This is a genomic window from Flavitalea sp., assembly GCF_035489435.1.
GTDB lineage: Bacteria > Bacteroidota > Bacteroidia > Chitinophagales > Chitinophagaceae > DATHKG01.
This window is the reverse complement of sequence record NZ_DATHKG010000177.1, coordinates 12,708-31,986: the sequence shown is the minus strand read 5'-3', so window position 1 is coordinate 31,986 and position 19,279 is coordinate 12,708. Positions and strand designations below refer to the sequence as shown.

Sequence of the window (19,279 nt, the reverse complement as noted above, 5' to 3'; positions counted from 1 at the left end):
TTTAAGTTTTTGCCAGCATTTGACACTTACTATTTTTATCAAATAAAACAATCATGCCTTATTTATTTACTTCCGAAAGTGTTTCCGAAGGTCATCCGGACAAAGTAGCTGACCAGATTTCCGATGCCCTGATCGATAATTTCCTCGCGTTTGATCCGCAATCAAAGGTTGCTTGTGAAACGCTGGTAACAACCGGACAGGTTGTTCTGGCAGGTGAGGTTAAATCAAAAGCATATCTCGATGTACAGGAAATAGCAAGAGGTGTTATCCGCAAGATCGGATACACTAAAAGTGAATATATGTTTGAAGCAAATTCATGTGGAGTGTTTTCCGCCATACATGAACAATCTGCCGATATCAACCAGGGTGTAGATAGAAAAAAGAAGGAAGAACAAGGCGCAGGTGACCAGGGTATGATGTTTGGTTATGCAAGCAATGAAACTGAAGATTATATGCCGCTTGCTCTTGACATTGCGCATAAAATTCTTATTGAACTCGCAGCGCTGAGAAGAGAGAACAAGGCTATTAAATATCTTCGCCCCGACGCGAAGAGCCAGGTTACACTTGAATATGATGATAATAATAAGCCGGTAAGGATTGATGCTATTGTTGTTTCAACACAACATGACGATTTCGATACTGAAAGCAAAATGCTTGCAAAGATTAAAGCCGATATCATCAACATTCTTATTCCAAGGGTTAAGTCCAAGTATAAGAAATACGGTAAATTGTTTAACGACAAAATTAAATATCATATCAACCCTACCGGCAAATTTGTGATCGGTGGTCCACATGGTGATACTGGTCTTACCGGCCGTAAAATCATTGTTGATACTTATGGTGGCAAGGGTGCTCATGGTGGTGGTGCTTTCAGTGGTAAGGACCCATCCAAAGTTGATCGTTCTGCCGCTTATGCTACAAGACATATTGCAAAAAACCTGGTAGCCGCCGGTGTTTGTGATGAAGTATTGGTACAGGTTTCATATGCAATCGGTGTTGCGAAGCCAATGGGCATCTACGTAAATACTTATGGCACTGCAAAAGTGGAATTGTCTGATGGTGAGATTTCAAGCCTGGTAGAAAGCACTTTTGACATGCGTCCTTATTTTATTGAACAACGTTTGAAATTGCGTAATCCGATATACAGCGAAACCGCAGCTTATGGCCACATGGGTCGCAAGCCAATTATGGTTGAAAAAACTTTCACTGCACCTGATGGTAAAACCGTCAAGAAAACAGTGGAACTTTTCACCTGGGAGAAGTTGGATTATGTTTCCAAAGTAAAGAAAGCTTTCGGTCTGAGATAATCAGCATTAAATAAATGAAGCCCCCCGTGCATAATGTAGGGGGGCTTTTTTGTATTTTATCATTTGCCAAAATAAAAAAGTATGTTACCCGTTGGCGAAATCATCAGTCCCTGGAAAACAATTGATTCAAAACCTGTCTACGAAAACCCCTGGATACAGGTTACAGAATACAATGTGATCAACCCGTCCGGTGGAAAAGGCATTTATGGTAAGGTTCATTTCAAAAACCGCGCTATTGGCGTTTTGCCTTTGGATTCCGATTTGAATACCTATCTCGTGGGTCAATATCGTTTTACCCTTGACGAGTATTCATGGGAAATACCCGAAGGCGGAGGCGTGATGGGGGTAGAACCCCTGGAGTCTGCCAAAAGAGAATTGATGGAAGAAACCGGCCTCCTGGCAGGGGATTGGAGCATCCTGCAAAAAATTCATCTTTCCAACTCTGTGTCAGATGAATTTGGTGTCGTGTATCTTGCACGTGAATTAACTGCGGGGCCTCCAAGCCCTGAAGAAACAGAAAAATTACAGGTTATAAAAATACCTTTTGCTGAAGCTTATCAGCTGGTAGAGGAAAACAAAATTACAGATTCACTTTCGGTAGCTGCAATACTGAAGGTACAATTGATGATAAAAGATGGAAGAATCAAATAAACCCGCCGGATCAAAAAAGTCAACTATTATCATTGGCCGTCAGCCCGTGATAGAGGCAATGGAAAATGGCCATGCTATTGATAAGATATTTTTTCAACAGAATGTAAGTGGTGATTCGATTGGAAAAATCCGCAAGCTGGCGCAGGAGAAAAATATTCCTATTCAACAGGTGCCCATTGAAAAGCTGAACAGTTTCTCGAGGGCGAACCACCAGGGGGTTATCGCACAAGCTGCAATCGTTGAGTACATGAACCTGCAGCAGGTGATAGACCAGGTAGCAGGTAACGGTGAAATCCCATTGTTTCTCATGCTTGATGGTATAACAGACGTCAGAAATATTGGTGGTATAGCCAGGACGGCTATTTGCTGCGGTGCACAGGCTATCATCGTGCCAGACAAAGGTATCGCAGCACTTAATGAAGATGCGATGAAGGCATCAGCCGGTGCTCTTGAAAAAATAAATATTTGCCGGGTGAGCAGTCTGTTAAAAGCCGTCGATGAATTACATATGAATGGCATACAGGTTTATACATCGGACATGAAAGCTCCTGCGAAGTTATTTGACATCGATTTCAAACAACCTTTCTGTGTGATTTTAGGTAATGAAGAAAAAGGAGTTCAGCCTTTTCTTAACAAAGCTGCAGACGCACAGTTTAGTATCCCGATGAAAGGAAATTTTGATTCTTTTAATGTTTCTGTTGCTACCGGTATCATCTTGTTTGAAGCGATGAAGCAAAGACTGTGAAAAGAGTTATGAGTTATGAGTGATGAGTGATGAGTTGGTTTGGGAGTTATGAGATATGAGTCATGAGTTGGTTATGAGTGAAGGTTGTGAATGTATTTGTTGCTTTTATAATGAACGATAGCGGAGGAATCCACTTTGTTAGTGACTTTAGTAAGAAGGAAATTTTATCACGATATCAGCTGAACCGGGATTATGAGTGATTTCATGAATATAGTTGAATGTCCGCGGGATGCGATGCAAGGTTGGAATCATTTCATCCCGACTGCTGAAAAGGTGCGCTACATCAATGCTTTGATGAAGGTCGGATTTGATACTATTGACTTTGGCAGTTTTGTATCGCCGAAAGTGATACCTCAAATGCAAGATACGAGGGAGGTACTTGCAGGTCTTGATTTTTCAGAATCTTCCAGTAAGCTGCTTGCGATCATTGCTAATCTGCGTGGTGCTGCAGAAGCATCGCTTTTTAAGCAAATTGATTATCTCGGCTACCCGTTTTCGGTGTCCGAAACTTTCCAGCTCCGTAATGCAAATGCTACAATAGATCAGTCTCTTGAAACGGTGGCCAAAATTGCCGCGATCTGCCAGAATGCTAATAAGAAACTGGTCGTGTATATGTCGATGGCTTTTGGAAATCCTTACGGTGATGCATACACGCCGGAGATTGTTTATGGTTGGGTTGAAAAAATAAAGGATTTAGGTGTTGATATTATTTCGCTCGCAGATACTGTAGGTTTGGCAACATCGGAACAGGTTTTTACGCTCACTGATTATCTTATCAAATCTTTACCAGCGCAGGAGTTTGGAGTTCATCTGCATTCGGGGCCAGATAACTGGCAGCAAAAATTGCAGGCGGCGCTGGATGCGGGTTGCCGTCGGTTTGACGGGGCATTAAAAGGCATTGGTGGTTGCCCTATGGCCGATGACGTGCTTGTGGGAAATATGAATACAGAATGGATGACAACTTATTTTGAAAGCCAGGGTTTTAAGCTCAATATCAACAAGCCGGCGCTCGAAATAGCCAGCGAAATCGCCGGAAATGTTTTCATTTAGTTGTTCGAACAGATTTTTGTAAGGATTTAGAACAATTTTTTTTGCCAGGATTTCCGAACAGAGTATCGTATAAGTAGCAGAACAATTTTTTTCCAGGATATTCGAACAGAGTATTATATATGAGTCGGAACAATTTTTAGCAGGTTATTCAAACAGATTGTAATAAAGGATTGAGGACATTTTTGGTCGGAATTTTCTAACAGATTTTTATAAGTATTTCGAACAATATTTTTCCAGGGTTTTTGTAGAGATTTTATCGATGAATTTTCAACTCAGTTTTAAGCCGGAAAAATTTCCTGAACCAATCAGGCACAATCATCGGATTTTGATGATGGGGTCTTGTTTTACGGAAAACATTGGCAACAGACTGTCTACACTGAAATTTCAAGCACTTCAAAATCCCAATGGAATACTTTATGATCCGGTTAGCATAACCAACAGCCTGGTATCCTATATCGAACAAAAAGTTTATCAGCCATCAGATCTTATTTTATTGAATGATCTCTGGCAAAGCTGGCAGCATCATGGAAGTTTTTCAGGCGTTGATGAGACTGAAGTTCTCAACAATATTAATGCCTCACAGAAAAATGCAACTGAGTTCTTAAAGACAGCCGACTGGGTTTTTATTACCCTTGGTTCGGCATTTTCTTACTCATTGGTTGAAACAGGTACCAGTGTCGCCAATTGTCATAAGGCACCGGCAAAATCCTTCAACAAGCACCTGCTCAGCATTGAAGAAATTAAATCAGTGCTGGATACCTGTATTCACCGTTTATTTCATTTCAATCCATCTCTTCGTATCATTTTTACTATTAGTCCTGTGCGTTATATCCGCGATGGGCTCGTAGAAAACAATCTCAGTAAATCAAGGCTTATCGAAGTAGTTCAACACCTTGTAAAAAAATTTTCAAAGCTTTATTATTTTCCCGCTTATGAGCTGGTGATTGACGTATTGCGTGATTACCGTTTTTATAAGGAAGATATGGTGCATCCAAGCGACCAGGCGATAGACTTTGTTTTTGAAGCTTTCAGCTCAGCTTGTTTTGATGAACAAACAATGGAACTCGTGGAAGAAATCGATAAAATCAACACGGCCATTAATCATAGGCCATTACATCCCGACACACCTGCCCATCAAATATTCAAACAAAATCTACTTATCAAAATCAAAGCCCTCCAAACAAAATATCCGAATTTGGATTTTTCAACAGAATTATCATAATACCGGTTGTTGATCAATGGCGGGAACACATGACGGGGATGCCGGGATTTCACCCAATTCCCGGGGTTTCACCCCGGGCTATGCGAAATCAACCCCTATCGGGGTTGTGGAAAACAGTGATCATAACTCATTAACTCACAACTAAACTCACCACTCACCACTCACAACTCACCACTGAAACTCATAACTCTGTTAAGAAATTTTCGAGTTTTTCAAGCAGTATTAGCTGGTTAAGTGCTCGATTTAAGTTTTGTTCAACGTAGCTTGTTTTGTAATAAATATCATTATTCAGAAAATCCGTAACAAAGCGCAGGCACTGCATATAAATAAGTATGCGGCCGGCAACATGTATATGTTTTGTTTCTGTTCTTGTGAGGGTGTCCTGGCTGCCATCAACATATCCATCAATAATGGCATGATAATATTCGGGAACAATATCAATGTTTTCCCATTCTGTACTATTCTCTTCCCTTGAACATGCCATTGTTCTGACCATATCGCCGATATCGGAATAAAATCGACCGGGCATAACGGTATCAAGATCTACGGGGCAGATAACCTGGTGGCTGATTTTATCAAAAAGAATATTACTGATCTTACAATCATGGTGCATGATCCGCACCGGATATTCATCCGTATTTTCTACTGCCTCCTTGTAAAAACGAACGAGATCATATCGCTCGCGCAGGGAAGAAATCACGTGCGTGGCTTTTAACAGCCTATTTATCCCGGCAGACGAAATTGCCTGTTCAAACTGTTCATACCTATGGTTAAGATCATGAAAACCCGGGATAATAATTTCCAGTTTATCAGGATCCAACCTGTTTAGTGAAGCCGAAAATTCTGCAAAACATTTTGCGGCCAGGTAAACTTTGGATGCGGATACTGCTATACTGTCTGCATATGAATTTTCTATGAAACGGGTAGCGCGCCAGAAATTTCCATTATCATCAACCCAGAAATATTTCCCCTTCCTGGTTGTCACCAGTGGTGGGACCGCGTTTTGACCCCTTGCCTGAAGTTCTTCACTGATGACCTTGTAATTATGGATGATATTTTCTGGCTGGCTGAATGTAGCCTGGTTGATACATTGCAGCAAGACGTTGCTACCATCTGAAAAACTAATCTTATAGCTGTGATTTATTAACCCGGTACCGAATGGTTCAATCAAAGGTTGGCCTGGTCCAAACTGCGATGCCGCTTTCTGTAAAATGCTATCGTTCATGTATAACCGAATTTAATGGAATTAGTCCGAATCAGTGAATTCTGTCTCCACGCACTTCGAGTTTTTGCATAAGATCACCCTCAAATTTTAACCATTCCTGCCAGCGTTTTCGCACTTTTTCCGGGTTGACATAGGTTTCTGCAAGCTCAATAAACAGATGATAATGACCTGCCTCAGATTCCATAAAACGACGATAAAAGTTTTTGAGGTATTCATCTTCAAGTCCTTCACTCAATCGTTTGAATCTTTCGCAGCTACGTGCTTCAATCAAAGCCATCGTAAGCAGTTTGTCCAGGAAACTATCTTCCTGGCTACCGCCTTTTACCTGGAAAGTGAGCAGCGCATTTACATATTCGTCCTTGCGCTGCCTGCCGAGTTTGAGGTTGCGTTTATGCAGTTCAGCAAGTACAAGCCGGAAATGCCCCCATTCTTCTGTTACGATGGGAGCGAGGTCTTTCACCAGTTTTTCTTTGTCGCTGAAGCGCGTGATCAGTGAAATGCAGGTATTCGCTGCTTTTTGTTCGCAGTAAGCATGATCCGTCAGGATATCTTCCAGTGACATTCCCGCGAGATCAACCCAGCGGGGATCGGTCGGAAGTTGTAGACCAAGTATATTTTTCGGTTGTGGCGTTGTATCAGTCATATGGCATTCACCGGTCAGCCGGATCAGGCAAATATCATTAAAGTTGCCGTAGTTTTGAAATTATGCTTAACGATGACTTTCTTGAACCAAAGCTTGCTCAGCGGCGCAGTGATGGTAGTTTCAGGGAACTGAAAATCCGGCACGATTGTACTGACTTCAGTTCTAATGATTATTTGGGAATTGCCAGGATAGTGTTACCAGGAGATGGACTTGCTCATTTTGCAAATGGATCTACCGGGTCAAGATTATTGACTGGAAATTCCGCCCTGGCGCTGATGGTCGAAGACCAGATCGCCGCTTTTCACAAAGGGAAAGCCGCCATTTTATATAATTCCGGTTATGATGCAAATATTGGATTGCTGAGTTGCGTTCCACAAAAAGGAGATACAATAATTTATGATTTTCTCAGTCATGCCTCCATCCGTGATGGCATCCGTTTAAGTGCAGCACAATCATATTCTTTCCGGCATAATGATTTGAATGATCTGGAGTCGCGTTTAAAGACAGCCACCGGGACCGTTTTTGTAGTCACCGAATCTGTTTTTTCAATGGACGGAGACCTGGCCCCACTGAGGGAAATGAGCAAACTTTGCGAAAGACAAAATGCTAATTTGATTGTTGATGAAGCCCATGCAACCGGTGTTTTGGGCCCCCGGGGAGCCGGGCTGGTGCAGGAATACGAACTGGAACAACATTGTTTTGCCAGGATCTATACATTTGGTAAAGCGCTGGGCTGCCACGGAGCTGTAGTCGTTGGCTCTGAGCGATTAAAAGATTTCCTTGTAAATTTTTCCCGTGCTTTTATCTACACCACAGCTTTGCCACCGGCTGCACTAATAGCTATTGAAAGAAGCTATGAGTTATTTCCGGAAATGGATGGGCAAAGAGAAAAACTCGGTCATCTGATAGAAAAGTTTCAGTCCGCTAAACTAAATTTTCAGAAACTTGAAACCGGAACTCCCATCCAGGGTGTAATAGTGCCGGGGAATGAAAATGCAAAGCAATTATCTTCCGTATTATTGGACAAGGGACTGGATGTACGGCCGATATTATATCCTACCGTTCCCCGGGGTTCCGAACGCCTGAGAATTGTAATGCATAGTTTTAATACATTTTCGGAAGTTGATATACTGATAAATGGGTTGTAAGACAAGGGCTGCGAGTGGTGAGTGGTGAGTGGTGAGTGGTGAGTGGAAAGGGTTGCAAGGCATGGGGGGTAATGAGTACCTGGGTTGATTGAATACAAAATAGCGGCGAACAGGGTATGCAATTTAAAAAAATGGCCGGCTTACGGGCCGGCCCGGATGAACGGACTAACATTCCTGCCTGTGAATGTATGAGTTAAGAGTCTTAAGCCTGTGAATGTATGAGTTAAGGGTTCTCAGAATAATACTATTGTCAGCCACAATACAAAAAATAATATCCCAAGTACCTGCTTTTCTTTATTTTTCTTCCACTGCATCATTGTCATTATATTGATACAGCAAATTTCATTTAATGCCCCGGTCCCGGCAATACAATTTTGTGGTATACCCACTTCGTGGTAGTGTTTTTTTAAAATGATTCATAACTTAGGCAAATGCGGAATCTTCCATTGATACTAACGGCATTGGTTACCTGCGCACTCGTGGTTGTGCTCAACATGAACCTGGGCAGTATCCCGGCACTGGGTAAATTTCTTAGCCCGCAACATGGCTTCTGGAAAAATGCTGAGGCAGCAGATAACGATTATTCAGGAGAATTCAACCTGGAAGGATTAAAAGGACAATCGACTGTTTATTTTGATGAAAGACTGGTGCCACATGTATTTGCCGGTTCAGAAAGCGATGCATATTTTATCCAGGGTTACCTGCATGCAAAATTCAGGCTATGGCAGATGGAGATGCAGACATTTGCAGCCGCGGGCCGTATCAGTGAGGTGGCTGGAAAGCGGACACTACAATTCGACAAACAACAAAGACGAATGGGTATGGTGTTCGCCGCGCAAAACATGCTGCGCGAAACAGAAGCAGATTCAACAACAAAAAACGCGTTTGATCAGTATACGGCTGGTGTAAATCATTTTATTGAAAACCTTGACGACCGGGATCTGCCCCTGGAATATAAACTTCTCAGTTACCGCCCCGAAAAATGGACAAATCTTAAAGTGGCCTTGTTTGTAAAGCAAATGGCAAAAACGCTTGCATCTAACGAAAATGACCTGGCCCTTAGTTTTGCAAAGAATTTTTTCAATGAGGCACAGTTGAAAATACTGTTTCCACAGATCCCTGATTCGCTTGACCCGGTTATTCCCGCGGGAACAGTTTTTCCGCCTGCAACAATAAATCCGGTGAAGCCAGCTGATGCCGACTCTGCCTACATCAATAATTATAATATTATCCCGCTGAACGAAATTGATAAGCCCAATCCTGCAAATGGCAGTAATAACTGGGCTGTAAGCGGAAGCAGAACTAAAAGTGGTAAACCAATTCTGGCCAACGATCCCCATCTGGAACTCACTTTACCCTCAGTGTGGTTCGAAATGCAGTTGACAATTCCTGGTATGAATGTATATGGAGTTTCTTTTCCTGGTTGCCCCGGCATCATAATTGGCTTCAACGATTATATCTCCTGGGGAGTTACAAACGCCGGCCGGGACGTACGCGACTATTTTGAGTTGAAATTTAAAGACCGGACAAAAACAAGCTATTGGTTCAATAACAGCTGGAAAAAAGTTGATAGCCTTAAGATTGAAACTTTTCATGTTAAAGGTGGAAACACAGTTTATGACACCGTTGCCTATATTGACCAGGGACCCGTAATGTTTGATCAGGACTTTGAGAGCAGGATAAGTCCGGGAAAAGCCTATGCGGTCCGGTGGATAGCCCATGAACCAAGCAATGAAATGCGCGCTTTTCGTATGCTGAATCATGCTAAGAACTATGATGAATATCTTGCCGCAATTAAACTGTTTGTCTGCCCCGCCCAGAACTTTGCATTCGCATCAGTTGCCGGCGACATAGCTTTATGGCAACAGGGAAAATTTCCGGCAAGATGGGAGCAGCAGGGCTTGTATATATTGCCGTATGTTGATAACCGTTATACCTGGCAGGGATATATTCCACAGGCTGAAAACCCACATGTATTAAATCCGGCCAGGGGTTATGTAAGCAGTGCCAATCAACGCTCAGTCGCGGGTGACTATCCTTATTTTATTCCGGGTGACTATGATCTTTACAGGGGGATAAGAATTAATAAGCGGCTTGAATCAATGCCTTCGGTAACACCACTGGATATGATGAACCTGCAGAAGGATAATTATAATACATTGGCAGCTACAGCATTGCCCCTTCTCATGAAACATTTACAAAAATCAGGACTATCAGTTACTGAAGCTGGCTACGCAGACTCATTAACCGCCTGGAATTACTTTAGTGATCCAGGGATTGTAGCACCAACGATCTTTAAAATCTGGTATGATAGTCTTGAGACTTTTGTATGGCACGATGAGTTAAGGCCGCTCAATGCCATTGGATTCAATCCACATGAAAAAACACTGATCGAGGCATTGTTAAGGGATAGTGCGTTTAGCTATATTGATGACATAAATACTAAAAACAAAGAAACATTGTCCGATGCGGTTACTGCATCTTTTAAATCGGCGGCATCAACATTGCGGCAACTAGCATTAAAGAATTATGAATCCTGGGGCGCGTATAAAAATACAACCATATATCATTTATTAGGTCAGGAACTGCTTCCTTTTGCAAGAAGCGGTTTACAGATAGGAGGCGGCGCCCATATCGTAAACGCAACACAGCATAACCATGGGCCGAGTTGGAAGATGGTGGTGGAACTTACTACACCTATGCAGGCCTGGGTTATTTATCCAGGTGGCCAATCAGGTAATCCTGGCAGTAAATACTATGATAATTTTGTGGACGATTATGCCGCGGGAAAGTATTACCAGGCATGGATAATGAATGAGTCTGATAAAAATGACAAACGCATTAAGTCAACGCTTGTATTTAATAAAAAATAACCAAATAATATTATGCGTTTTGCATTAGCTTTTCTTCTTACGTTAGTACTAAGTTATTTATCAGGGTTGGTCTTTCCATGGTGGATAATTGCACTCGTTGGACTATCGGTGGGTTATCTTATCAACATGACACCTTCTAAATCTTTCTTTGCAGGTTTCCTTGCTTGTTTTATTCTATGGGCCGGTATCGCCTTTTATACTGATATAGCCAATGAACATATTTTAGCCACCAGGGTTGGGGCTTTGTTTACATTAAAACAGCCCATCCTTATGGTATTAATTACAGGTTTCATTGGCGGACTGGTAACAGGAATGGCTTCACTTACCGGGGCGTTGCTCAGAAAAGGGTTAAAAAGACTGACGGCGGCATGATTTTTTGGGATATGTTAAAAAAACACAAATCTCATCTTAAATACCGCTTTGTGCTGTTTGGCCGTTATTTTCGTGAGCATCATACATACATGAAACAGTTACCATTACTCTGCCTGCTAATACTGGTTTATTCTATCGATGCAATTGCAGGACGGGTAACCGGTCTTGTTAAAGATGACAAGGGACAGATACTTCCATTCGCTTCTATCATGATCAAGGGAACATCCCGGGGTACAACGGCAAACAACGAAGGACGTTACTTTTTAAACCTTGACTCCGGTCAGCACATAATCATCTGTCAATATGTAGGATATGGCAGGGAAGAAAAGACAATAATAAGCAGTTCTGAACCCATGGAACTGAATTTTACACTTAAGTTACAGGCATATTCCATGGATTCTGTTGTTGTTAAGCCCGGCGGACCTGATCCGGCTTATGCCATCATCCGTGAGGCGATAAAAAAGCGACCTTATTATCTAAATCAACTTGAAGCTTTTCAAAGTGACGTTTATATAAAAGGTCAGTTGAGGCTAAGAGATTACCCCAATAAACTGTTGGGAAGAAAGATTGATTTTGAAGACGGCGATACCAGCCGCAAAAAAATTATTTATTTGTCTGAGACTTATGCAAGATTATCGGTAAAAAAACCAAACAAAACAAAAATAGAAGTGCTGTCTACCAGGGTTAGCGGCAACAGCGATAGTTATGGGTTTAGTTCTCCGCAGATTATCTCTTTTTATGAAAACAATGTAAAAGTTGGATCGAATCTTAATCCAAGAGGTTTTATTTCACCTATTGCTTCCAATGCCCTTAATTACTACCGGTATAAACTGGAGGGCGTTTTTTTTGAAGAAGGAAAAGAGATAAATAAAATAAAAGTAACACCGCGGAGAAAGTATGAACCGCTTTTCAGTGGTTATATTAATATCACAGAAGGTGACTGGCGGATTCATAGCATACAGTTACTACTCAGTAAGGAATCACAACTTGAGATCATGGACACTGTTAAAATTGAACAGTTATATGTTCCATTCGACAAAGATCTATGGGTTATCAAAACACAGGTTATCTATCCATCCATTAAAATGATGGGCTTTGATGCTTATGGTAATTTTGTAAATGTTTATTCACAGTATAATATCACTCCTGAGTTCGCTCCTAAGTTTTGGGACAATACGGTAATGAAGTTCAATGAAGGTTCAAACAAAAAGCCTTCAGAACATTGGGATTCAATCAGGCCTATTCCTTTACAGACCGACGAAATTCTTGATTATAGAAAAAAAGACAGCCTGGAGTTAGTAAGAAAAGATCCGGCTTATCTTGATTCACTGGACCGGATACGGAACAAGATCACGCTGATGGGAATAGTGTTTTCCGGCTTTGATTTTAACCGCGAGAAATCGCGTGAATCTTTTCGTGTGAATGGATTATCAAGGTCATTGGGTTATAATACTGCAGAGGGTTTTATTGTTAATTTGCGTGGTACTTATACAAAACGATTTGATAGTACGGGTTACAATCATAGTCTGAACATTACACCGGTAATCCGTTATGGGTTCAGCAATACACATCTTAATGCTTACCTGCTCACCGGCTACAATTTTGGAAACAGGTACAGAAACAATATCACTTTTTCGGGAGGTAAAAGGGTTTACCAGTTTAATAACGACAACCCGATCGGAGATATCAACAACGTTATCTCAACGATCTATTATGAAAAGAATCACCTCAAAAATTATGAGGCATGGTTCGGAAGGGCAACATACCGCAAGGGATTTGGTGACGGTTTAAATCTCTTCGGCAATCTTACTTACCAGGACCGCTTACCGCTCGAAAATACTACCGATTGGAAAATCAGGGATTTAAAAGACAGGGAATTCACACCGAATTATCCTGAAATTATGGAAAGGAATTTTGACCGGCACCAGGCATTGGTTCTCACCGTTGGATTAAGCTGGAGGCCGGGTTCAAAATATATTGAATTTCCTGATCGCAGAATCAGTATGGGTTCAAAATACCCGACTTTAACGGGTAGCCTTACACAGGGTATTCATAAGGTGCTGGGCAGTGATGTTGACTATACCAAGTGGCGACTGGGAATTGCTGATAACCTTAACCTCAACCTGAAGGGATCATTAAGCTACAACTTTGTAGTGGGTGGATTTATAAGAACTGATAGTGTTCCTGTGATTGACTATAACCATTTCCTCGGTAACCAGATCATTACGGCTAATGATTACCTTGCCAGTTTTCAACTGCTGCCTTATTACCGTTACAGCAATACTGCCCGCTTTTTTGCAGAGGGGCATGTGGAACACCATTTCAACGGGATGTTGACCAACAAGATCCCTTTGTTCCGGCGTTTGAACTGGAACCTTGTTGGGGGTAGCAATGCTTTTTACCTAAATACAAAGGACTCTTATGTTGAAGTTTTTGCAGGCCTAGAGAATATCTTCAAAATCGTAAGATTTGACTTTGTCTGGGGATTTACAAGTGGGGGCCAATCTGTATTTAATGTCAGGGTTGGTATAAGGGGAATCGGTGGCCGTGATATCGATTAATCACAAAGCTCAAGGGCCCCTGCATCTGTTTTTTTTATAAATTTGCCATGAAATTTGGTTCACCCTGCAAGTGTCCGATTTCCTTCTACCGCCCGTGCGGGATCAAATTTCAAGATATGGCTTTACACAACCGGGTTTCTCAAAAAGAACTCAAAGAATTATTGTACCGCGAAACCGAACCGCGGACAACTTTATCGTTTTATCATTATTTCTCTATACCTGATCCCCAGGCTTTCCGGGATGAACTTTACCGCCGCTTTAATAGTATTAAAGTGTTTGGAAGAATCTATGTTGCTCATGAAGGAATCAATGCGCAACTAAGTGTGCCGACTCCCTATTTTGAACTTTTTAAATCCGAACTATACAGCTTTGCCCCGCTTGATCAATTAAGATTGAATATTGCAATTGATGATGATGGTAAATCTTTCTGGGTATTAAAGATCAAGGTCAGGTCAAAAATTGTAGCTGACGGAATAGATGATCCGGAATTTGATATGAGCAGGAAAGGCAGGTATGTCGATGCTGAATCCTTTAATAAACTCACTGAAGATCCGGATACCATCGTGATTGATATGCGAAATCATTATGAGTTTGAAGTAGGGCATTTTGAGAATGCGATCGAGGTTCCAAGCGATACTTTCAGGGAGCAGCTACCAATGTCAGCTGAAATGATGAAAGATCAAAAAGAGAAACCGATTATCATGTATTGCACCGGCGGGATCCGTTGTGAAAAAGCCAGTGCTTACTTGCTTCATAAGGGATTTAACAATGTTTATCACCTGGAAGGCGGAATCATTCATTATGCAAACACTGTAAACGAAAAAGGACTGACCAATAAATTCAAAGGAAAAAACTTTGTGTTTGATGATCGGCTGGGCGAACGGATCAGTGATGAAATCATTTCAAAATGTCATCAATGTAGTGAACCTGCCGACACACATACCAATTGCAGTAATAGTGCATGTCACCTGTTATTTATCCAATGTGAAGCCTGTGCTCAGCGCTACCAGGGTTGTTGCAGCGAAGCTTGTCAGCAGGTCATCAATCTCCCTGAAGAGCAACAAAAAGAATTGCGTAAGGGGAAAGAAAATGGCATCATGGTATTTAATAAGTCAAAAGAAAGGATGAAAGGTTTGAAGATTAATTAGGCCCCAATTTATTAATAGAATTGACAATGAGTTGATAAGTTTCCTCATCTGAAAGCTTTTGTGGGACAAACTTCCCGCCAATAACATTTTCATACAATTCAATATATCTTTTTGAAATAACATCAACCCAGTCGTCCGTCATTTCAGGTACGGTCTGGCCTTCCTTACCCATGAAATTGTTTTCAATCAGCCATTCGCGTACAAACTCTTTACTAAGTTGTTTCTGACGTTCACCCGCGTCCTGTCTTTTCTGAAATCCATCTGCAAAAAAGTATCTTGAAGAGTCCGGCGTGTGTATTTCATCCATCAGGTAGATCTCATCATCAATTTTGCCGAATTCATATTTCGTGTCTACCAGGATCAGCCCTCTTTTAGAAGCAATCTCCTGCCCGCGTTGGAACAAGGCTAATGTATATTTTTCTAATATTTTCCATTCTGCTTCAGTAGCTAAACCTGAACTGATTATTTCCTCACGGGATATATCTTCATCATGCCCGGCTTCAGCCTTGGTTGAAGGAGTAATGATAGGTGTTGGAAAGTAATCGTTTTCTCTTAGACCATCCGGCATTTTGACACCGCAAAGCATCCGGTTGCCGCTCGCGTATGTTCGCCATGCATGACCGGTAAGGTTTCCGCGAACAACCATTTCGATCTTGTAAGGTTGGCATCGTTTACCCACAGTAACATTCGGTGCCGGAACATCGGATAACCAATTAGGACATATATCCTTTGTTGCATTCAGCATGAAAGCAGCAATCTGATTTAATACCTGTCCTTTATATGGGATGGGACGGGGAAGCACGACATCAAAAGCAGAAATTCGATCAGATGCAATCATTACCAATAAATTGTCGTTAATTGTATAGACATCCCGTACTTTGCCTTTATAATAATTTGTCTGACCTGGAAATGTAATCGGATTCATGGCCCGAATATACAGGTAGCCATTGTAAATATTGAAGAAAAGTAACAGGAAATTTTGTGTGCCAAAGCGTTTGAAGTGAAATTCGAAATAGTTGAATCCATCATCTCGTCATTCATTTGAATTGTACCGTAAAAATGCCATTATGAGAAAATTCATCCGCCCGCTTACGATCTTAGTTGTGCTTTGTTCTACTGCTCTTTTTAGCCTGGCGCAAAACACTACAATTACCGGAACTGTCAGAAATAGCCTGACCAAAGAATTGCTACCGGTTGTATCGCTGATCATCAAAGGAACCAATGAAGGTGGTTTCACTAATGAAAAAGGAGAGTTCCGGGTTACAACCTCTCAAAAACTTCCATTTATTATCCAGATTACTTCGATCGGATACGACCCACAGGAGTACCAGGTAACAGAATCAGCCCCCGCCATCAATATTGATCTTATACCAGGTTCAAGCCTGGGTGCAGAAGTGGTAGTTTCTGCAAGCAGAGTACCGGAACGAATTCTTGAATCCCCGGTTTCCATTGAAAGGATGGGTTCAGCATCAATCCGGGCCGCAGCAGCGCCAAGTTTCTTCCAGGGACTTGCCAATTTCAAGGGAGTCGATATGACCACTTCAAGTATTACTTTCAATACATTAAGTACAAGAGGTTTTAATGGAAGTGGCAACCTTCGTTTTAACCAACTGGTAGATGGTATGGATAACCAGGCACCGGCGCTGAATTTTGCAGTAGGTATCATAGTTGGTCCCACTGAACTCGATATTGATAATGTCGAAATGTTGCAGGGTGCTTCTTCGGCCTTATATGGACCAGGGGGAATGAATGGCACTTTACTGATGACAAGCAAAAGTCCATTTAAATACCAGGGACTCAGTTTCCAGGTTAAGCAAGGGATAATGCATGTGGACAATCGTCAACGTCCCGCAGCACCTTATTATGACTGGGCCTTCAGGTACGGTAAAAAAATTGGTGAAAAGTTTGCCTTTAAAATTGGCGGACAATTTATTAGTGCAAAAGACTGGCAGGCAAACGACACACGAAACCTTGCACGCAATAATGTATTAAGTGAAGTTAAGGGTGGCAATCGCCAGACCGATAACAACTATGATGGTATAAATGTATATGGTGATGAAGCAAGTGCAAGCATGAACAGTTTTGCACAGGTGGCAGTGGCACAAAACATAACTCCAATCGCAGCAGGCATCGGCCAGGTAACAGGCCAACCAGTTACACCTGCATTATTAAATGCCGTGTTTGATAATCCCGGAGCATATATTCCAAATATCCCCGCAACTGCTCCTTTGCGTGCCGGAATTGCGGCGTTAAGCCCGTTTTATAACGGAATAAGAAGAAACTATTTTGGCGGACAATTGGTAAGCCGCACAGGATATGATGAAAGGGACGTTGTAGACTATGACGCCTTTAGCCTGAAGTTCAACGCGGGAGTTTACTACAAGATCACTAATAATGTAGAAGCTTCGCTGCTTGCATATTGGGGAACCGGTACAACTGTTTATACTGGTGCAGACAGGTATGCGCTGAAGAATTTTATCCTGGGACAATACCGGGCCGAAGTGAAGGGTAAAGCATGGTACCTCAGGGGTTATACAACCCAGGAAAATTCAGGTGATTCCTATACGGCTACTACCGCTGCTGTAGCCGTAAACAGTGCCTGGAAAACCAATCAGAACTGGTTTGCTCAGTATACAGGTGTTTACTCGACCGCAAAGGGCCAGGGAGCATCAGAAGAACAGGCTCACGGCGCTGCAAGAGCTGCTGCTGAAAATGGCAGATTTTTGCCGGGTACCGAAGCCTACAACCAGGCGTTTCAGACCGCAATAAATACAGATATCAAAAACGGCGGCGCAAGGTTCGCAGACAAGTCAAGTCTCTACCATTACGAAGGCCAGTGGGACCTGAGTGAGTATACGAAGTTTGTAGATGTACTGGTAGGAGGTAACTATCGCCGTTATCATCTCAATTCAAAAGGTACCATATTTGCAGACACTACGGGGCCAATCAATATAAATGAAGTTGGTGCCCTGGTTCAGCTTCAGAAAAGACTGTTGAATGATGTCCTGAAATTAACCGCCTCCGGACGATTTGATAAAAGCACAAACTTCAAAGGAAGGTTCACACCAAGATTTACTGCTGCTGTAAAAGTTGCCCGTGATAATAACATCCGTGTTTCCTTTCAGACAGCTTATCGTTTTCCATCAACCCAGGACCAGTATATTAACCTGAATACACCCGGTAGTAAATTAATTGGTGGGCTTGAGTCATTTCAGACATTCTACGATTTCGTAAATAACCCGGTTTATACTGCTGAAAGTATCGGTGCATACCGGGCATCAGTAGCTTCAGGAGCAGGCAACCCTGCCTTGTTAAAACAGGCACCCTTCAAGGCACTTAAACCAGAGTCGGTAAATAGTTATGAAATTGGATACAGGGGCCTGGTAACAAAGAAACTGTTGGTCGATGGTTATGTCTATTACAGCGAGTACAAAGATTTTATCGGGCGAATAGCAGTTGGCCGTGCAGCTCCGGGTGGAACTATTGCGAATCCACTGGCAAGTGAAAATTATTCATACCCGGTCAACAGCGACAACTCAGTGAAAGCAATAGGATGGGGACTGAGTATCGATTATCAACTTCCACAGGGTTTCAATGTCCGCGCAAATGTTTCCGGCGATCAGCTACGTGATGTTCCCGATGGTCTTGTAACCTTTTTTAATACTCCCAAAACCCGCTACAATCTTGGCTTATCCAATGAGGGTATTGCAAAAACAAACTGGGGGTTTAACCTGGTCTGGAGATGGCAGGATAAAGTAAACTGGCAAGGAACTTTTGGAACGGGTTCAATTGATGCTTATGGTACTTTTGATGCACAGATCAGCCACAAGTTTCCAAAAATCAAAAGCATTGCAAAACTCGGCGGCTCCAATATCCTGAATAAATATTATATCAGCGCATTTGGTAATCCAATGATCGGCGGCGTGTATTATATCAGTTTTGGGTACAATATCCTTTAAGAGAGTTATGAATTATGAGTTATGAATTATGAAATAGTTTGGGAGTTGGGAGTTATGAGTTGTTTGTTGTTTGAGAAGTGTTGTTTGAGAATTGTGTTTTGAGAATTGTGTTTTGAGAATTGCTTTTTGAGAATTTTCTGTTTGAGAGTTATTTTGAGAATTTTTGGAGTGAGAATTTATTTTGAGGATTGTGTCTTTGAGAAATCGACGTTTGCGTTTAATTCAAAACTTATATTTAGGCATATTTGCCTGGTTGATTCTTATCGATTTAATTAATTCCGAATGTTTGATTTCGGGAACGAAGCCCTGGATACAAGCCAGGGCTTTGTATTTCAGAATGGAAAATATTATTCAAAATTTATTTACTTTACCTGA

14 protein-coding genes are annotated in these 19,279 nt (G+C 41.8%); 11 read left to right on the top strand and 3 right to left on the bottom strand.

The annotated features are described in order from the left end of the window. Positions 1-53 precede the first annotated feature (53 nt). The 5 genes from metK to VK664_RS27915 all read left to right on the top strand — a co-directional run bounded on the left by metK (position 54) and on the right by VK664_RS27915 (position 4,975). On the top strand, positions 54-1,307 hold the full coding sequence (metK, locus tag VK664_RS27935; protein ID WP_461402026.1) for a methionine adenosyltransferase: 1,254 nt from the start codon (positions 54-56) through the stop codon (positions 1,305-1,307). An 81-nt stretch (positions 1,308-1,388) separates the two neighbouring features. Continuing rightward, entirely contained in the window at positions 1,389-1,958 is a 570-nt protein-coding gene (locus VK664_RS27930; protein WP_461402025.1) for an NUDIX domain-containing protein, read from the top strand. Beyond that, positions 1,942-2,703, top strand: a complete 762-nt coding sequence (rlmB, locus tag VK664_RS27925; protein ID WP_461402024.1) for a 23S rRNA (guanosine(2251)-2'-O)-methyltransferase RlmB — start codon at positions 1,942-1,944, stop codon at positions 2,701-2,703. The genes VK664_RS27930 and rlmB overlap by 17 nt, the downstream gene beginning before the upstream one ends. A 192-nt stretch (positions 2,704-2,895) precedes the next feature. Then, the gene (locus VK664_RS27920) at positions 2,896-3,753 is read left to right on the top strand and encodes a hydroxymethylglutaryl-CoA lyase (RefSeq protein WP_461402023.1); all 858 of its coding nucleotides are present in this window, start codon (positions 2,896-2,898) and stop codon (positions 3,751-3,753) included. 328 nt (positions 3,754-4,081) lie between these two features. Next, a complete protein-coding gene (locus tag VK664_RS27915) occupies positions 4,082-4,975 on the top strand; it encodes a GSCFA domain-containing protein (protein WP_461402022.1) in 894 nt (297 codons plus the stop codon). 181 nt (positions 4,976-5,156) lie between these two features. Here the strand turns inward: VK664_RS27915 and VK664_RS27910 are convergent, their stop codons facing one another. Continuing rightward, positions 5,157-6,200 (bottom strand): phosphotransferase enzyme family protein, encoded by a 1,044-nt coding sequence (locus tag VK664_RS27910; protein ID WP_461402021.1) that lies wholly within the window; start codon positions 6,198-6,200, stop codon positions 5,157-5,159. A gap of 31 nt (positions 6,201-6,231) precedes the next feature. Continuing rightward, positions 6,232-6,843 carry a MiaE family protein gene (locus VK664_RS27905; RefSeq protein WP_461402020.1) on the bottom strand — a complete coding sequence of 204 codons (612 nt, stop codon included), beginning with the start codon at positions 6,841-6,843 and terminating at the stop codon, positions 6,232-6,234. Between the two features lie 62 nt (positions 6,844-6,905). Here VK664_RS27905 and VK664_RS27900 point away from each other — a divergent pair, with 62 nt between their 5' ends. The 5 genes from VK664_RS27900 (at position 6,906) to trhO (ending at position 14,945) form a co-directional block, all read left to right on the top strand. After that, positions 6,906-7,991, top strand: coding sequence for an aminotransferase class I/II-fold pyridoxal phosphate-dependent enzyme (locus tag VK664_RS27900; RefSeq protein WP_461402019.1), 1,086 nt, complete (start codon positions 6,906-6,908; stop codon positions 7,989-7,991). 431 nt (positions 7,992-8,422) lie between these two features. After that, a complete protein-coding gene (locus VK664_RS27895) occupies positions 8,423-10,864 on the top strand; it encodes a penicillin acylase family protein (protein WP_461402018.1) in 2,442 nt (813 codons plus the stop codon). Between the two features lie 12 nt (positions 10,865-10,876). Next, the gene (locus tag VK664_RS27890; RefSeq protein ID WP_461402017.1) at positions 10,877-11,236 is read left to right on the top strand and encodes a hypothetical protein; all 360 of its coding nucleotides are present in this window, start codon (positions 10,877-10,879) and stop codon (positions 11,234-11,236) included. After that, positions 11,233-13,797, top strand: a complete 2,565-nt coding sequence (locus VK664_RS27885; protein WP_461402016.1) for a DUF5686 and carboxypeptidase regulatory-like domain-containing protein — start codon at positions 11,233-11,235, stop codon at positions 13,795-13,797. Before VK664_RS27890 ends, VK664_RS27885 begins: the two co-directional genes overlap by 4 nt. 116 nt (positions 13,798-13,913) lie before the next feature. Then, the gene (gene trhO, locus VK664_RS27880) at positions 13,914-14,945 is read left to right on the top strand and encodes an oxygen-dependent tRNA uridine(34) hydroxylase TrhO (protein WP_461402015.1); all 1,032 of its coding nucleotides are present in this window, start codon (positions 13,914-13,916) and stop codon (positions 14,943-14,945) included. Here the strand turns inward: trhO and VK664_RS27875 are convergent. Further along, positions 14,938-15,870: a phosphoribosylaminoimidazolesuccinocarboxamide synthase gene (locus VK664_RS27875; RefSeq protein ID WP_461402014.1), complete on the bottom strand. Its 933-nt coding sequence runs from the start codon at positions 15,868-15,870 to the stop codon at positions 14,938-14,940. The two genes, trhO and VK664_RS27875, sit on opposite strands and share 8 nt — an antisense overlap. A 142-nt stretch (positions 15,871-16,012) precedes the next feature. On the opposite strand from VK664_RS27875, the gene VK664_RS27870 reads away from it, so the two are divergent. Next, positions 16,013-18,904 carry a TonB-dependent receptor gene (locus VK664_RS27870; protein ID WP_461402013.1) on the top strand — a complete coding sequence of 964 codons (2,892 nt, stop codon included), beginning with the start codon at positions 16,013-16,015 and terminating at the stop codon, positions 18,902-18,904. Positions 18,905-19,279 lie beyond the last annotated feature (375 nt).